13 protein-coding genes are annotated in these 15,822 nt (G+C 68.1%); 5 read left to right on the top strand and 8 right to left on the bottom strand.

Annotated elements, in window-relative coordinates:
- Window positions 1-18: 18 nt before the first annotated feature.
- Genes pgsA through H2Q94_RS06625 form a run of 3 tightly spaced genes read right to left on the bottom strand, consistent with a single transcriptional unit; the run spans window position 19 to window position 2,758 of the window.
- On the bottom strand, window positions 19-645 hold the full coding sequence (gene pgsA, locus H2Q94_RS06635) for a CDP-diacylglycerol--glycerol-3-phosphate 3-phosphatidyltransferase (RefSeq protein WP_243793200.1): 627 nt from the start codon (window positions 643-645) through the stop codon (window positions 19-21).
- Entirely contained in the window at window positions 642-2,084 is a 1,443-nt protein-coding gene (rimO, locus tag H2Q94_RS06630) for a 30S ribosomal protein S12 methylthiotransferase RimO (RefSeq protein ID WP_243793191.1), read from the bottom strand. Before rimO ends, pgsA begins: the two co-directional genes overlap by 4 nt.
- Window positions 2,085-2,131: 47 nt before the next feature.
- A complete protein-coding gene (locus H2Q94_RS06625; RefSeq protein ID WP_243793189.1) occupies window positions 2,132-2,758 on the bottom strand; it encodes a Uma2 family endonuclease in 627 nt (208 codons plus the stop codon).
- Window positions 2,759-2,894: 136 nt separating this feature from the next.
- On the opposite strand from H2Q94_RS06625, the gene H2Q94_RS06620 reads away from it, so the two are divergent.
- Window positions 2,895-3,425, top strand: coding sequence for an amino-acid N-acetyltransferase (locus tag H2Q94_RS06620; RefSeq protein ID WP_243793188.1), 531 nt, complete (start codon window positions 2,895-2,897; stop codon window positions 3,423-3,425).
- 17 nt (window positions 3,426-3,442) lie between these two features.
- Here H2Q94_RS06620 and H2Q94_RS06615 read toward each other — a convergent pair whose 3' ends face one another.
- Window positions 3,443-4,174, bottom strand: coding sequence for an alpha/beta fold hydrolase (locus H2Q94_RS06615; RefSeq protein WP_243793187.1), 732 nt, complete (start codon window positions 4,172-4,174; stop codon window positions 3,443-3,445).
- Window positions 4,175-4,353: 179 nt separating this feature from the next.
- Here H2Q94_RS06615 and H2Q94_RS06610 point away from each other — a divergent pair, with 179 nt between their 5' ends.
- On the top strand, window positions 4,354-4,920 hold the full coding sequence (locus H2Q94_RS06610; RefSeq protein WP_243793184.1) for a phospholipase: 567 nt from the start codon (window positions 4,354-4,356) through the stop codon (window positions 4,918-4,920).
- A 172-nt stretch (window positions 4,921-5,092) separates the two neighbouring features.
- Window positions 5,093-6,307: an alpha-hydroxy acid oxidase gene (locus H2Q94_RS06605; RefSeq protein ID WP_243793183.1), complete on the top strand. Its 1,215-nt coding sequence runs from the start codon at window positions 5,093-5,095 to the stop codon at window positions 6,305-6,307.
- Between the two features lie 332 nt (window positions 6,308-6,639).
- Here the strand turns inward: H2Q94_RS06605 and H2Q94_RS06600 are convergent, their stop codons facing one another.
- Complete coding sequence (locus tag H2Q94_RS06600; RefSeq protein WP_243793177.1) at window positions 6,640-7,920, bottom strand: sialidase family protein; 1,281 nt, start codon at window positions 7,918-7,920, stop codon at window positions 6,640-6,642.
- A 193-nt stretch (window positions 7,921-8,113) separates the two neighbouring features.
- On the bottom strand, window positions 8,114-10,633 hold the full coding sequence (locus H2Q94_RS06595; RefSeq protein WP_243793175.1) for an FtsK/SpoIIIE family DNA translocase: 2,520 nt from the start codon (window positions 10,631-10,633) through the stop codon (window positions 8,114-8,116).
- Window positions 10,634-10,935: 302 nt separating this feature from the next.
- On the opposite strand from H2Q94_RS06595, the gene H2Q94_RS06590 reads away from it, so the two are divergent.
- A complete protein-coding gene (locus H2Q94_RS06590) occupies window positions 10,936-11,679 on the top strand; it encodes a lysophospholipid acyltransferase family protein (protein WP_243795574.1) in 744 nt (247 codons plus the stop codon).
- A gap of 407 nt (window positions 11,680-12,086) precedes the next feature.
- Entirely contained in the window at window positions 12,087-13,676 is a 1,590-nt protein-coding gene (locus H2Q94_RS06585; RefSeq protein WP_243793173.1) for an alpha/beta hydrolase, read from the top strand.
- A 52-nt stretch (window positions 13,677-13,728) separates the two neighbouring features.
- Here the strand turns inward: H2Q94_RS06585 and H2Q94_RS06580 are convergent, their stop codons facing one another.
- Together H2Q94_RS06580 and H2Q94_RS06575 are read right to left on the bottom strand one after the other, a co-directional pair.
- Window positions 13,729-14,052: a hypothetical protein gene (locus H2Q94_RS06580; RefSeq protein ID WP_243793172.1), complete on the bottom strand. Its 324-nt coding sequence runs from the start codon at window positions 14,050-14,052 to the stop codon at window positions 13,729-13,731.
- 45 nt (window positions 14,053-14,097) lie between these two features.
- Window positions 14,098-15,648: a class I SAM-dependent DNA methyltransferase gene (locus H2Q94_RS06575; RefSeq protein ID WP_243793171.1), complete on the bottom strand. Its 1,551-nt coding sequence runs from the start codon at window positions 15,646-15,648 to the stop codon at window positions 14,098-14,100.
- Window positions 15,649-15,822 lie beyond the last annotated feature (174 nt).

The following is a 15,822-nucleotide window of genomic DNA, read 5'->3' as shown; positions in this document are numbered from 1 at the left end:
CCGAGCCGGGCGAGTCGGTCACGAGCTCGTCGCCTTCGCCCCGCGGCCCTGCGCCCGCAACCGCCAGGCCCGCACCACGTAGTCGAGCCCGGTCAGCACAGTGACCAGCACTGCGGCGCCCATCACAATCCAGCGCACCGGTTCGAGCACGCCACCGAGCGGCACCAGGTACGCGGTGATCGCGACGGCTTGCAGCAGGGTCTTGAGCTTGCCGCCGCGGCTGGCGGGGATCACGCCGTGGCGGATCACCCAGAACCGCAGCAATGTGACCAACAGCTCACGCGCGATGATCACCAACGTCACCCACCACGGCAGGTCGCCGACCACGCTGAGGCCGACCAGCGCGGCCCCGGTCAGCGCCTTGTCCGCGATCGGGTCGGCGATCTTGCCGAAGTCGGTGACCAGGCCGCGCTTGCGGGCGAGTTCGCCGTCGATGCGGTCGGTGATCGCGGCGACCAGGAACACGGCGAGCGCGGCCCACCGCCACAGCGGCTGGTGCCCGTCCTCCCACAGCAGCGCGACCAGGAACACCGGCACCAGCGCGAGCCGGGAAACGGTGAGCACGTTGGCGATGTTCAGCAGCGGCACCTGCCGGGAATCCCCGCCGGCGGCGGGTGATCCCGATGCCGCGCCTTCGGTCGTCATGGTGTCTCCCCGGACCGTTGCCGTTCGGACTCGCCGTCGATCGGGCGCACCACGAGGTCCACGCCTTCGCTGCCGATCACCCGGCAGTGCAGCACGTCGCCGACGGCGACGGTTCCAGGATCAGTGATGAGGCATTCGCCGTCCACCTCCGGCCCTTGGTGTTCGGCGCGTCCCGCGCAGCCGTCCTCGTGTTCGGTGTCGCGTTCGACGAGCACCCGGACCTCGCTGCCGACGCGGTCTTCGGCGCGCTGATCGGTGAGTTCGTCGACGAGCGCGGACATCTCCGCGACGCGTTCGGCGACGACGTCCTCGTCGAGCTTGCCGTCGAAGCCTTCGGCTTCGGTGCCGTCCTCGTCCGAGTAGCCGAAGACGCCGACGGCGTCCAGCCGCGCGCGGGTGAGGAAGTCGCGCAGTTCCGCGTAGTCGTCCTCGGTCTCCCCCGGGAACCCGACGATGACGTTGCTGCGGATGCCCGCTTCGGGCGCGAGCTCGCGGATCTGGTCGATGAGTCCGAGGAAGGATTCGGTGGATCCGAAGCGCCGCATCCGCCGCAGCACCGTCGCGCTGGCGTGCTGGAAGGACAGGTCGAAGTAGGGCGCGACGCCGGGCGTGGTGGCGATGGCGCGGACCAGCCCTGGCCGGGTCTCCGCGGGCTGGAGGTACGAGACCCGGACGCGGTCGATCCCTTCGATGCTCGCGAGCCGGGGCAGCAGGGTCTCCAGCGCGCGGGCGTCGGAGAGGTCCTTGCCGTAGGAGGTGGAGTTCTCGCTGACCAGGAACAGTTCGCGCACGCCCTGCTGGGCCAGCCAGGCCGCCTCGCCGAGGACTTCGTCGGGCTTGCGGGACAGGAAGGAACCGCGGAACGCGGGGATGGCGCAGAACGTGCAGCGCCGGTCGCAGCCGGAGGCCAGCTTCAGCGAGGCGACGGGTGCGTTGTCCAGCCTGCGGCGCGTCACGCGCGTCGAGGGCACCCAGCCGTGGCCGGGCACCGCGACCTCGGTGGCGGCGGCGCGCCGTTCGACGGGGGTGATCGGCAGCATGGTGCGGCGGTCCCGCGGCTGGTGCGAGGCGAGGGGGCGTTCGTCGATCACGTCGTCGAGCCGCTCGGCGAGCTGCGCGTAGTGGTCGAAGCCGAGCACCGCGTCCGCTTCGGGCAGCTGTTCGGCGAGTTCCTGGCCGTAGCGCTCGGCCATGCAGCCCACCGCGACGACCTTCGCGCCGGTGTCGGATGCGGCCAGCAGCGTGTCCACCGAGTCCTTCTTCGCCGATTCGACGAAACCGCAGGTGTTGACGACCACGACGTCCGCGGAGTCCTCACCGTCGACCAGGCTCCAGCCGCGCTCGTGCAGAGTGCCGGCGAGCTCTTCGGAATCGACTTCGTTACGCGCGCAACCCAGAGTGACCATGGACACTCGGCGCGGTGTGGACCCAGCAGGCATGACCCGAGGTTAGCCGCCGCCCCGCACCCCGCTGCGCCCGCGCCCGTTCAGCGCTGCAACAGGACGTCGACGGGGATCTCCGCGGCCACGTCTCCGGGCAGTTTCAGCGTCTCACCGGAGGCGTAGGTGGCGACGCTGCGGTACTCGCCGTTCTCGGGGCGCCACAGCACCTTCGCCTCGCCGTGGCGGCGATCGCCGATCAGGTAGACGGGAATCCCGGCCCGCGCGTAGGCCTCCGGTTTGATCCGGAGATCGTCTTCCCAGTTCGACGAGGTGATCTCGACGACCAGGTGGAACACCTCCGCCGGGTACTGGCCGCCCGGCTTGCGGTGCTCGCGGAAGTCCTCGTCGACCACGGAGAGGTCCGGCAGCGCGTAGTCACCCGGCCCGTCCGGCAGCGCGACGCCGATGTTCTGGAGCACCTTGAACGAATGCTCCTTGACTCCAGCATCGCGGAGCAGGTCCATCAGATCGGTCAAGGCGACGGCGTGGCCGCCGTCGGGAGGTGGAGTCACGACGACCCTTCCGCTGATCGCTTCGATCCGGAAGCCGTCCAACTCGGAATTCCGCCACAACCGCTCAGCGGTCTCGCGCGCGGTCGGGCTCTTGTCCGAGGACTCCGAGGGCTCCGGATGGCGGTCGTGCGTGCTGCGTTCAGGCATCGTGGCGGTCATCCCCACCTCCTGGTTCGAGCCTAGCGCACAGCACCACCGTCAGTAACGATCTTATCACTGTGCGCAGTTGCTCGATCACCGTGCGCATCGCCAGGGCACATCGACTCCAACGTGCCGGAAAGGTAGCATCTTTGCCATGCATGATTATGCGCCCGAGGCGATATCGATCCGGCGGGCGCGGGTGGGAGACGTCCGCGGGATCAAAGCCCTGGTCGACTCGTACGCGGGCAAGGTGTTGCTGGCCAAGGAGCTCGTGACGCTCTACGAGCACATCCAGGAGTTCTGGGTCGCCGAGCTCACCGCCCCGGACGGCCCACCGCGCCTGGTCGGCTGCGGCGCGCTGCACGTGCTGTGGGAGGACCTCGCCGAGATCCGCACGGTCGCGGTGGATCCGCTGGCCCGCGGCCACGGCGTCGGCCACCGCGTGGTCGGCCGCCTCGTGGAGCTCGCCGTCGAACTCGGCCTCACCCGCGTCTTCGTGCTCACCTTCGAGACCGCGTTCTTCCGCCGTCACGGCTTCGCCCCGATCGACGGCGCCCCCGTCTCCCCCGACGTCTACGACGAGATGCGCCGCTCCGCAGATGAGGGCGTCGCCGAATTCCTCGACCTCCCCTACGTCAAACCCAACACCCTCGGCAACACACGAATGCTCCTGGATCTCCCCTAACGATCATCGCGCACCGTTCAGAACAGGTCCGCGACGGCGGCGTTGGTCTTCGGGGCGTCTTCCAGCCAGAGTTCGTGGCCGATCTCGTTGAGACGGCGCAGGTTCCAGCCGAGTCGTTCGAGTTCGGCGGCCAGACCCGGGGGCACGACCGCGTCGCCTTCGGCGGAGAGCACCACGGTGCTGGGCACTTCCGGTGCCGCCGGGATGAACGGGTGGTGGGCGATGTCCCGGTAGACCTCGCCGATCATCTTCTTGTCGAACTTCCCCTTGGCCTGCGCGGTGAGTTCGCGGGTGCGCGGGGTGTGCGCGGCGGCGGCCTGCCGCTGCCGGTCCCGGCGGGCGAGTGCACTGATCACGAGGCTCACCGTCGGTGCCGCCCAGAACAACCGAGCACGCCATCCGGCCGTCGGCAGTGCCAGCTGGAATCCCGGGTCCAGGTACAGCGCGTGCTTCGGCGCCAGCGCTCCGACGGCGCGGGGCACGATCGAGCCGCCCAGCGAGTGGCAGGCGAGCACGTCCAGTCCGGCGGGCAAGGTGTCGACCAGGTCCGCGGCGAACTCGTCGATCAAGTAGGAGTCGCCGCGCGGACTGTCCCCGTGGCCGCGCAGGTCCACCGCGATCACGGTGTGCTCCCCATCGGCGACGAGTGGTTCGGCGAAGTCGTGCCAGAGCGCTCCGGACTGCCCGAGGCCGTGCACCAGGCCGACCGCGCGTGGACCGTCGCCGAATGTCGTGGTGTTGAGCCGCATCGCCGTCCTAGTCCGAGCGAGTGATCGACTCCGAGCCTAGACGTCGCCGCACCCGGCGGAAGCGCGTCATCCGGGGTTCATCCGACGAAAACCCGCTTGATCCCGCACGTACCGTACGTAACGGCTATAACACTGGTTGCTGATCCTTGCAGGCCCCACCCTGACCCCGAGGAGACTCCGTGTTCCGTTCCGCCACTTCCCGACGTGGGCTCGTCGCGTCCGTCGCCGCCGGCGCCGCGATGCTGCTGTCGGTCGGTACCGCCCACGCCGACCTCTCCGATGGCGAGTTGCAGCAGGTCACCGATGAGTACCTGTTCGAGACCTCGCTGAGCGACTTCGTCGAGCTGCGGTCCGAGCAGCCGCACGCCGATCAGCTGGACTGGTCGTCGGACAGCTGTTCCTGGTCGCCGGACGAGCCGCTGGGCTACGACTTCTCCACCAGCTGCGACCGGCACGACTTCGGCTACCGCAACTACAAGGCACAGGACCGGTTCAGCGAGGACGACCGGTTGCGCATCGACGACAACTTCAAGGCCGACATGTACTCGGGTTGCGCCGACGACTCGACGTGCGAGGCCGCCGCGAACATCTACTACGAGGCCGTGCGCCAGTTCGGCAACATGAGCGTCTCCACGGCGGACGCGGTCGAGCGTGCCGACATCAAACCGGTCCGCGCCGAGTCCGGCCAGGTCGTGGGCTTCGAGGCGAAGACGAACACCGGGAGCACGATGCGTTTCGACTCCTGATCAACGCCACCTCGACGGGCGCGGTCACCTGCTCAAGGTGGTCGCGCCCGTCACGGTTTCGGAGTCCGCGCGGAGTGGCCAGGGGCATGGTCGCTGAGCAGTGACCGCGCCCACCGCCGCTGGGTAATGTCGTCCGCGTCCCCGGATGACGACGTAGAGGAGACGGTGCTCGATGGTGCGGCGGCAGATTCCACGCTGGTCCGAGTTGCGTCCGCTGCTGCGGGTGGAGCCGCCGAAGCTGAATCCGACCGAGCGGCGCTTGTCGCAGGCGCACACCATCGCGGACCTGCGGACCATCGCGCGGCGCCGCACTCCGCGCGCGGTGTTCGACTACACCGACGGCGCGGCGGAGAGCGAGACGAGTCTGCGGCGTGCTCGGCGCACGTTCGCGGGCATCGAGTTCCACCCCTCGGTGTTGCGCGATGTGTCCAGTGTGGACACCAGTAGGGCGATCCTCGGCGAACCGTCGGCGTTGCCGGTCTCGTTGGCCCCCACTGGTTTCACGCGGATGATGAACCACGAGGGTGAGCCCGCGGTGGCGCGGGTCGCCGAGCGCGCGGGCATCCCCTACGGCCTCTCCACGATGGGCACCACGTCCGTCGAAGACCTCGCCGCGGCCGCGCCCGGAGCGCGCAAGTGGTTCCAGCTCTACGTGTGGCGCGACCGGTCCGCCAGCCGCGAACTGGTTCGCCGGGCGCAGGAAGCCGGGTACGAGGCGCTGATGCTCACCGTGGACACGGCGGTGGCGGGCGCCCGGATGCGGGACGTGCGCAACGGTTTGACGATTCCGCCGTCGCTGACGTTGAAGACGATCGCCGACGGCGCGCTGCACCCGGCGTGGTGGATCAACCTGCTCACCACGGAGCCGTTGCAGTTCGCCTCGTTCAACCGCTGGGAAGGCACCGTCGCCGAGCTGATGAACGAGATGTTCGACCCGTCGCTGAGCTTCGCCGATGTGGAGTGGCTGCGGGATATCTGGGACGGCCCGCTGATCATCAAGGGGCTGCAGAACGCGGCGGACGCGAGCAAGGTCGTGGAGCTCGGCGCGGACGCGGTGATCCTCTCCAACCACGGCGGACGCCAGCTGGACCGGGCACCGACGATGCTCGAACTGCTGCCGCGAGTGCGCGATGCGATCGGGGATCGCGGCGAGATCATGCTGGACACCGGAATCCTCAGCGGCGCCGACATCGTGGCGGCGGTGGCCCGGGGCGCCGACTCCTGCCTGGTGGGCCGCGCCTACCTGTACGGCCTGATGGCGGGCGGCGAACGCGGCGCACAACGTGCCGTCGACATCCTGCGCACCGAGGTCGAGCGCACGATGCGCCTGCTCGGAGTGAAGTCCTTGAACGAATTGGACGACTCGTACGCCACCCTGAGCCCCTGACGCCCCTTCCTTACGTCGAATCCATTCGTTACGACCAAAGTCCGTGCGGTTCGCGGCGAAGGGCTGCGAAGGGCCGCGAAGCAAGCCTGCCCTGCGGCGAAGCCGTGCCCTGCGGCGAAGCCGTGCCCTGCGGCGAAGCCGTGCCTGAATGCGCGAAGCGCATAGCCCACGTCAAAAAGCCGACCACCGGCGGGTTCTCAGTGAGCCTCTCGCGAGGACAGCTTTTTCCCTCATGGCGGAGCCACTAGGGAAAAAGATCCCGCAGCGAGAGGCTCACTGAGGTTCCGCTACCCGACCACCCAAGCAAAACGAGCCCGAAACCGAACGAGAACTCAGCGCCCGGGGCGAAGGTCGAGCGGGGTGCGTCCGGTGTCGGTCGTGGCCGCGTCACCGGAGCCGTCGATGGGGCCGGTTCCGAAGAACGCCTCGCAGGGGCCGCCGATGTACTTCTCGAAGTCGGTGACGATGTGGATCAATGAGTCGCCGTCCTCCGTCGGCACCACCGAGGGGCTGAAGCCACGGCAGGTGCTGCCCTGGTTGTTGTCGATGTGCACGGGCGCGTCGATCTCTCGCCAGCCGGTGGACAGGTCCGACGGGTCGTCGTTGACCATCAGGGTCTTGCCGTTGCCGGGTGCCCAGCCGCCGTTGTCACCGGCGAGCATCTGGTAGGCGAGGATGAGTTTGCCGTTGGGGTCGTCGCCGGGCGCCCAGGCGATCGTCGGCGTACCGAGCGGTTGCCCACCGGTGTCCGAGATGATCTCGGTGCCGGGGTCGCGGGGGTCGCCCCAGTCCCATCCGTCGTCGGATGTGCGCATCCACACGGTGCAGGTGTGCACCGGATCGTAGTTGCACATTTCGTAGGTCATCACATAGGTGCCGTCCGGCAATTGACGGACGCCCGCCATCCCGGGGCGCACCCGGAATTCGTCCTGCTTGATCGCATCGCGCTCGTCGGTCCAGGTGATGCCGTCCTCGGACCGGACTTGAACCATTTTCTGATCGTGGTTCGGGTCCTGGTCATCGGAGTAGAACGCGACCAGATCACCTTGTTCGGAGACGGTGAATTCCGGTTCCCAGATTCCGGGTCCCGGCGGTTTGGAGACCACGTCGGACATGTATTTCCAGGTCCGCCCTTGGTCGTCGCTGCGCCACAACCGGACGCTGCTGGTCCGGGTCTCCTCGTCGTCGCCGACTCCGGCGGTGCCCGCCCACAGCAGGGTGCCCGCGGGCATGTCGCCGACTTGCCGGGGCAGTTCGTAGAGCGTGGAGCAGCACATGCCCTTGGCGTTCTCACCCGCCGGGTCACGGATCTCGCCGACCGGGGCGAAGGACTTCCCGTCGTCGGTGCTCTCGTAGATCACCGCACGTCCGGCGTTGTCCACGTAGGTGGTCATGCTGGCCATGACGCGCCCGTTGGCGGCGCCGCTGTTCTCCAGCCGGACCAGGCGCGGGTAGCTGCTGCCGCCTTGCCGGAACATCTCGCCCTTCGAGATGTCCGCCGGTGTCATGTCGCCGGCGGGCGGCTCGGCCCAGGCCGTGGCCTGGTACCAGCCGGTGAGCAGCAGCACCGACAGCGCGGTGGCGGCACCGGCTCGTGCTTTCTTGCCGTTCATCGAGAACCTTTCGGTCGAGGAGCGGCGCAGAATATATCTGTTCTTGATCTGTCCGTGAACCCTCGTGGCACCTTTCCACCACTCCCCGAGTGGCGGTGTCGTAGTCGTGAAAAACGCATACCGAAAGCATTGCCGCTACGAAAATCACCGGTAAATACGGCAACGGCCCCGCCTGTTCGGGCGGGGCCGTCGATCACTCTTCGGAATCCGGTGGCGGACCGCCACGAATCGAATACAGAGCGTTTTCCAGCTCATCCGGTTTCACCAGCACATCACGCGCTTTGGACCCTTCGGAGGGGCCGACGACGTTGCGCGATTCGAGCAGGTCCATGAGCCGACCGGCTTTGGCGAACCCGACGCGCAGCTTCCGCTGCAGCATCGACGTGGAGCCGAACTGGCTGGTGACGACCAGTTCGGTGGCCTGCAGCAGCACGTCGAGGTCGTCGCCGATGTCGGAGTCGACTTCTTTCTTCTCGCCCGCCTTGGCCGCGGTGACGCCATCGGTGTAGTCCGGCTCGGCCTGTTCCTTCGTGTAGGACACGACGCGGTGGATCTCTTCGTCGCTGACGAAGGAGCCTTGCACTCGCTGCGGCCGCCCGGCGCCCATCGGCAGGTACAGCGCGTCGCCCATGCCGATCAGCTTCTCCGCCCCCGGCTGGTCCAGGATGACGCGGGAGTCGGTGAGCGAGGACGTGGCGAACGCCAGCCGCGACGGCACGTTCGTCTTGATCAGACCGGTGACGACGTCCACGGAGGGCCGCTGGGTGGCGAGCACCAGGTGGATCCCGGCGGCACGGGCCTTCTGCGTGATCCGCACGATCGCGTCCTCCACGTCGCGCGGCGCGGTCATCATCAGGTCCGCGAGTTCGTCGACGATGGCGAGGATGTACGGGTACGGCCGGTATTCGCGTTCGCTGCCGGGTGGCGCGGTGATCTCCCCGGAGCGGACCTTGGTGTTGAAGTCGTCGATGTGGCGCACCCGGTTGGCCTGCATGTCCTGGTAGCGCTGTTCCATCTCGTCCACCAGCCAGCCGAGTGCGGCGGCGGCTTTCTTCGGCTGGGTGATGATGGGCGTGATCAGGTGCGGGATGCCCTCGTACGGGGTGAGTTCGACCATCTTCGGGTCGATCAGGATCATCCGGACTTCTTGCGGCGTGGCCCGCGCCAGCAGCGACACCAGCATCGAGTTCACGAAGCTGGACTTACCGGAACCGGTCGACCCCGCGCACAGCAGGTGCGGCATCTTGGCCAGGTTCGCGGTGACCATGTGGCCTTCGATGTCTTTGCCGAGCCCCATCACCAGCGGGTGCTGGTCGCCGGATGCGGTGGTGGAGCGCAGCACGTCGCCGAGCCGCACCATTTCGCGGTCGCTGTTGGGCACTTCGATGCCCACGGCGGATTTGCCGGGGATGGGCGCGAGCAGCCGCACGTTGTCGGTGGCGGCGGCGTAGGCGATGTTCTTGGTCAGCGCGGTGATCTTCTCGACCTTCACGCCGGGTCCGAGTTCGACTTCGTAGCGGGTGACGGTGGGGCCGCGGACGAAGCCGGTGACTTCCGCGTCGATCTTGAACTGCTCCAGGACGCCGGTGATCGCCTCGATCATGGAGTCGTTGACCTTGCTGCGCGTCTTCGGCGCGTCCCCACCGGTGAGCGCGTCCAGCGGCGGCAGCTTGTAGTCGCCTTCGACGGCGCGGCTGATGGTGAGCTTGCCGCTGTCGGCGGGTTCCTGTTCCTCGGACGCGTCGGCGGCGGGGACTTCGGCGGCCGCGGACTTCGCCTTCCCACGGGGTTTGGTGGGGGCTTCTTCGGGCACGTCGTCGATGGAGAGCTGGTCGTTCTTGCTCTTGCCACCGCTGTTCGCGGCCGCTGCCTCGTCATCGGAGGAGCCGGCGGCGGAGCCTTGGCGGCGCCGCGACGGGCGGCGCAGCTTCACCGTCTCGGGCACGACTTCTTCGGTCTCGGGTTCGCCGTCCTCGACGGGTTTGCCGATGAGGCGGTTGCGCACGGTCGCGAGCGTGGTGTCGGTGAGCAGCATCAGGCCGAACAGCGCGACGAGGATCAGCACGGGCACCGCCACCCAGCCGGTGAGCCCTTGCGCCAGCGGCCCTCCGGCGAGGAACCCGAGCACACCGCCCGCCTGCGGCCACTCCTGCCAGCCGCCCGGCGCTCCGGTGGCGATGTGCAGGACTCCGAGCGCGCTCCAGCCGAGCAGCACGGAGCCGAGCACCACGCGTGGCCGGGCTTCGGGATTGTTGTCGGTACTGGCGAAGAACACCGCGACTCCGGCGACGACGATCGGCAGCACCAGCACGGCGGAGCCGATGACGAAGCGCAGCCCCCAGTCGAGCCACTGCCCGACGGGGCCGCCCGCGTGCCACCAGATGCCGGCCGCGGTGATCACGGCCGCGGCGAGCGCGATGATCGCGAGCCCGGTGCGGCCGTGCGCGGGGTCGATGTCCTTGGCGCGGCGCAGCACCCCGCCCACTCTGGGCTGGGCGCGCTGCGGAGTCGACTTCTTCGCCGGGGTCCGACGAGGTGCGTGGGTGGAGCCGCGTGGGGATCCTCCGTTGGAGGTGGTCTTGCGGTTCTTCGCGGCACTACCGTTGCTCTTCGTCGTGCCGCCTGAGCTGCGTGTTGAGCTCTGTGCCCGGCTCCTCGAACCTTGTTGGGACTGGTTCTTGCGCTGGGCGCCGCTCGTGGTCCGGCCCGCCATGGGGCTTACGGTATCTTGACCGGCCCCTCGCGTCACAGGTGGCACAGTGGCCACGGGCGTGTTCCACCTGGGAAATTCCGATCCCGCGAGTGAACCCGGCCCGCGCTCCGGGCACCTGCGCGCAGCGAGTTCGGGACGGGTTCCCGGAGTCCGCGTCCACGGATTCCGCCGTTGTGCGATCCTGCTTGGTCATGGTCGCCCAGCCCGTAGATCCAGCAGAGCCGGCACGTCGAACGCCACAGGCGTCCGCGCGGTCCCGCACCCGGTTGTTCCGGGAGGCGCCCCTGTTGTGGCGGGTACTGCTGCGGGTGGATCGCGCGTTGATCCTGCTCACGGGCCGTCTGGAGGTGACCGGTGATGTGCCGGACGAGTTGCGTGGCAGGCCGCTGCTGCTGGCGTCGAACCACATCGGCAACATCGACGCGCTGGTAGTGATGGCGGCGTGCGGGCGGCGTCGGCTGGCGCTGCGGTTCCTCGCCACGGGCGGCTTGTTCGACGCCCCGGTGATCGGTGCGATGCTGCGCCACTGCCGTCACGTGCGTGCCGATCGCGGCAAGGCGAACGCGACGGAGGCCCTCGACGACGTGGTCGGCGCGCTCGAGGAGGATCACCGGCCGGTGCTGGTGTACCCGGAGGGCCGGATCGGCTTGGAGCCCGGTTTGTGGCCGGAACGCGGCAAAACCGGGGTGGCGCGGATGGCGCTGGCGTCCCGTGCACCGGTGATCCCGATCAGCCAGTGGGGTGCGCACGAGGCCATGTGCTACGGAATGCTCCGCGTGGGAAACCTGGGCGACGTTCGGGTTCTGCTGTCGTCCTGGTTCGCCGCGATCCGGCGGCGCCCGGTGCTGAAGGTGCATTTCGGCGCCCCCGTGGATCTGAGCGACCTGTCGGCGGACCGCACGGGCGACGCCGTGCGGGCGAGGGACCGGATCATGCGCGCGATCACGGCGGGCCTCGTCCCGCTGCGCGCGGACGAGCCGAACGTTCCCCGCCACGAGGACCCGACCCGCAACGTCACGGACAAGCGCAGCCCTTGGCGGCCGTGAGGCCCGGGGAACTTTCAGCGCTCGGCTACGGCTTGTCCTTCATCGGACGCGGCAGATCGAACGAACCGTGCAGCAGCTTGTTCGTTGCTACCACGGAACGTTGCCGCGCGAGACGCGCTCGTCGCTCCGTCATCCATCCGTTGTGCAGCGACGTTGTTCGACTCCATCCGGCATCCCCTCTTCTTCAGAACCCGAGCGGGACCGTATCCGACGTATCCGGCGCGGCGGGTGAGCGTTTTTACTCACCATCCGCGCTCGATCGGATATCGTGAGTCACCAATACCGTTCAACTGGGAATGCGCGTAATCGTGCGGATTCGCGAAACACCTGGTGGAATGCGGGCGCCCTGAGCAGACTGAGCCGATCGGCACCCGCAGCGGGCGCCGAACCGGACATCGAGGAATGAAGTGCAGAAATCAGCGATCGCGACAGCGGCGACCGGCTTGCTGGCCGCAGGCCTGCTGTTCGCACCGGCGGGTTCCGCCGCCCCGAACACCCCGGCTCCCTTCGAACCCGCCCCGATTTCCTGGGGTCCTTGCGAGGACGAGTCCTTGCAGAAGGCGGGCGCGGAGTGCGGAATGCTCGAAGTTCCGCTGGACTACGCGAATCCGGGCGGGGAGAAGATCTCACTCGCCGTATCGCAGGTGAAGCACACCGTGCCCGAGGAGCAATACCAGGGCGCGATGCTGCTGAACCCGGGTGGTCCTGGCGGTTCCGGCTTGTATTTGGCGACGTTGGGTTCGTCGGTTCCGGGCAATGCGGGCGCCGCCTACGATTGGGTCGGTTTTGATCCGCGCGGTGTCGGTTCCAGCAAGCCCGCGCTGTCCTGCGACCCGAACTACTTCGGTCACGACCGGCCCGACTACCTGCCGACGACACCGGAGAAGGAACAGGAGTGGCTCACCCGCGCCTCGGGTTACGCCGAGTCGTGCGACAAGACCGGCGGGGCGCTGCTGGACCACATGAAGACGACGGATTCCGTCGAGGACATGGAGAGCATCCGCAAAGCGCTCGGCCAGGAGAAGCTGAACTACTACGGCTTCTCCTACGGCACCTATCTCGGCCAGGTGTACGGGACGCTGCACCCGGAGCGGCTGCGCCGGGTCGTGATGGACGGCGTGGTCAACGTCGAGGACGTCTGGTACGACGCGAACCTGAACCAGGACGTCGCGTTCGACCGCAACATCAAGATCTTCTTCGATTGGGTCGCCCGCTACGACTCGGTGTACCACCTCGGCACCACCGGTGCGCAGGTCGAGCGGCTCTTCTACGAGCAGCGCGCGAAGCTCGACGCGCAGCCCGCGGGCGGCGAGATCGGCTCGTCGGAGTGGACCGATCTGTTCCTGTCCGCGGGCTACGGGCAGACCGGTTGGGACAAGCGCGCCAAGGCCTTCGCGGGCTGGGTGCACCGCGGTGAGTGGCAGCCGCTGGTGGACATCTACGACGCGTCGAACACGCCCGGCGACGACAACGGTTTCGCCGCGTACAACGCCGTCCAGTGCTCCGATGTGCAGTGGCCGCAGCAGTGGGGCCGCTGGCGCGCGGACAACTGGGTGACGCACGCGAAAGCACCGTTCGAGACGTGGGCGAACGCCTGGTACAACGCGTCCTGCCTGAACTGGCCGGCGAAGGCGGGTGAGCCGGTGAACGTCGACGGCGGCAACGTCGAGGGCGCCTTGCTGATCAGCGAGGAACTGGACGCCGCAACGCCGTTCCCCGGCGCGCTCGAAGCCCGCAAACGGTTCCCGCACGCGAGCCTGATCAGCCTCCCCGGCGGCACCACGCACTCCGGTTCGCTGTCCGGCAATGCCTGCGTCGACGACCGCATCGCCGACTACCTGACCACCGGCGAACTCCCCGCCCGCAAGCCCGGCGAGGGCTCGGACGTCACCTGCGAACCCCTCCCCCAGCCGACACCGGAGGGCGCCGCGACCATCGGACCGGAGCGGCCTGAGCAGCCGAAGGTGCTCCGGGACGCCCTGCGCCACTGGCGCTGACCGCACGAGGACGAGGGCCGCACCGAATTCCCGGTGCGGCCCTCGTTCGCGTTCAGTTCGTCTGCTGTGTCGGCAGGTGCTTGCCGAGGTAGCCGACGTAGATCTTCCCGTCGCGAGCGGTCGCGTCGGAGTAGTGCATCCGCGGGCTGATCATCCCTGAGTTTGCGATCTTGAAGTGCGTCCCCATGAACACTTGCCCTTCTGGATCGACGCTTTCCGGCACCGGGAACATCCGCTGTGAGCGGAACTTCCGGTTGGTGCGCACGTCTTCGCTCTCGTCCCTGGCATGCCGGTTGGCCGGATAACCGCGGCACCCGCCTGGGAGGTTGTTGAGATATCCCTCGACGCCGCCGAGGCGCTCCCTCAGCGATGACACGGGCGTAGTCCTGCAAGGACGGACCGGCGGCGATACCTCAGCTGATCATTCCAACGGTGCACTGTCCGACGCGGAAGGTTCTCCCAATGCTTCGGCCACCGCGGCGAATTCGGTCAGCGCCGCCTGAAGGTCTTCGACGATTTCGGCGGCGATCACGGCGGGCGGCAGCAGCGAGTCGGCGTCTTCGGCGGAGTCGTCCTTGACCCAGCCGGACAGGTCGAGGTTGACCTTGTCGCGGGCGAGCAGTTCATCGCAGGTGAACACGCGGACGCGGTCGTTCTCGGCTCGCTGGTCCGGGTCGGGGTGGGAGGCGTACCACTGTGCGAAGTCGTCGAGGTGGTCGTGGCGCAGGGCTTTGGTCTTGAGCGTGAAGTGCTGGTTGGTGCGGAAGTCGTACACCGCGAGCTTGCTGGTCAACGGCTGGTCGGGCGTGAGGTTCTGGCGCAGGTCGAAGAACAGCACGTTCGCCTTGACCCCGCCCGCGTAGAAGATCCCGGTGGGCAGCCGAAGCAGCGTGTGCACGTCGTACTGCTGGAGCAGTCGTCGCCGCACGGTTTCGCCCGCGCCGCCTTCGAACAGCACGTTGTCGGGGACGATCACGGCGGCTCGGCCGGGCATGGCGAGCTGGCAGGCGATGTGCTGGACGAAATTCAGCTGCTTGTTGGTGGTGGTGACCCAGAAGTCGTCGCGGCTGTAGGAGATGTCCTCTCGGTTCGCTTTGCCGTCTTCGCCGACGATGGCGATGGAGGACTTCTTGCCGAACGGTGGGTTCGCCAGCACTAGGCTCGCGTTCTTGCCGCCTTCGGCGAGCGCGTCACCGACGTGCACGACCTGTTGCCCGTCCCAGCTTCCGATGCCGTGCAGCAGCAGGTTCATCGCGGCGAGCCGTGCGGTGCCGTGCACGATCTCGGTGCCCCAGATGTTGCGCTGCATGAGTTTGAGCCGCTCGTCGCGGTCCATCCGCTCGCTGGGGTCTTTCTTGTTCTCTTCGTCGCGGATGTGCGCGGCGGCCGAGAGCAGGAAGCCGCCGGTGCCGCAGGCCGGGTCGGTGATGGTGTCCTGCGGGGTGGGTTTCATGCAGCGCACGATGGTGTCGATCAGTGGCCGCGGGGTGAAGTACTGGCCGGCGCCGGTTTTGGTGTCTTCGGCGCCGCGGGCGAGGAGTTGTTCGTAGGCGTCGCCGTTGACGTCGCCGTTGCCTGCCCAGTCCTGAGCACCGATCAGGTCGTTGATCAGTTTGGAGAGGATGGCCGGGTTCTGGACCTTGTTCTGCGCTTTGCCGAAGATGAGGTTCAGCGGCGTGTCCTTCGGCTGGTTGCCGAGGTCGCGCAGCAGCGTTTCGTATCGGGTTTGCAGGTCGATCCCGGTCGCGCCTTCGAGCTCTTCCCAGCCTCGGCCTTGCCAGGATTCCGGGAGGATGCGGTGCGGGTCGAGGCCGTCGTTCTCGGATTCGTAGGCGATCCGGAGGAACAGCAGGAAGGTGAGCTGCTCGACGTAGTCGATGGTGGAGATGCCTTCGTCGCGAAGGACGTTGCAGTAGCTCCAGAGCTTGTCGACCAGGCGGCGGGTCTCGGCGTCGGTGCGGGGAGTGCTCACCGGTTCTCCTCGGTGCGGCTCGGGATCGCGCGGTGTCCGCGGATGCTGTCCTGGCGGCCAGCCGCCCAGTATCCCGCACCGATCACGCGGTGTGAGCCCCGCCCCCGGACTCCGAGGTAGGTGCCCGGCCGGTGGGCTGGTCGGGGTGGCAGCTGCACCGGCCGGGCTTCCCGA

This window comes from Saccharopolyspora gloriosae (assembly GCF_022828475.1).
Taxonomy (GTDB): domain Bacteria; phylum Actinomycetota; class Actinomycetes; order Mycobacteriales; family Pseudonocardiaceae; genus Saccharopolyspora_C; species Saccharopolyspora_C gloriosae_A.
This window is presented reverse-complemented; position numbering and strand designations above follow the sequence as displayed.

Bases quoted from the DNA above. Each gene is read 5' to 3' on its own strand.
- H2Q94_RS06605 (WP_243793183.1), top strand. From the start codon at position 5,093: ATGGTGCGGCGGCAGATTCCACGCTGGTCCGAGTTGCGTCCGCTGCTG.
- H2Q94_RS06595 (WP_243793175.1), bottom strand. From the start codon at position 10,633: ATGGCGGGCCGGACCACGAGCGGCGCCCAGCGCAAGAACCAGTCCCAA.
- H2Q94_RS06620 (WP_243793188.1), top strand. From the start codon at position 2,895: ATGCATGATTATGCGCCCGAGGCGATATCGATCCGGCGGGCGCGGGTG.
- H2Q94_RS06615 (WP_243793187.1), bottom strand. From the start codon at position 4,174: ATGCGGCTCAACACCACGACATTCGGCGACGGTCCACGCGCGGTCGGC.
- rimO (WP_243793191.1), bottom strand. From the start codon at position 2,084: ATGCCTGCTGGGTCCACACCGCGCCGAGTGTCCATGGTCACTCTGGGT.
- pgsA (WP_243793200.1), bottom strand. From the start codon at position 645: ATGACGACCGAAGGCGCGGCATCGGGATCACCCGCCGCCGGCGGGGAT.
- H2Q94_RS06625 (WP_243793189.1), bottom strand. From the start codon at position 2,758: ATGACCGCCACGATGCCTGAACGCAGCACGCACGACCGCCATCCGGAG.
- H2Q94_RS06600 (WP_243793177.1), bottom strand. From the start codon at position 7,920: ATGAACGGCAAGAAAGCACGAGCCGGTGCCGCCACCGCGCTGTCGGTG.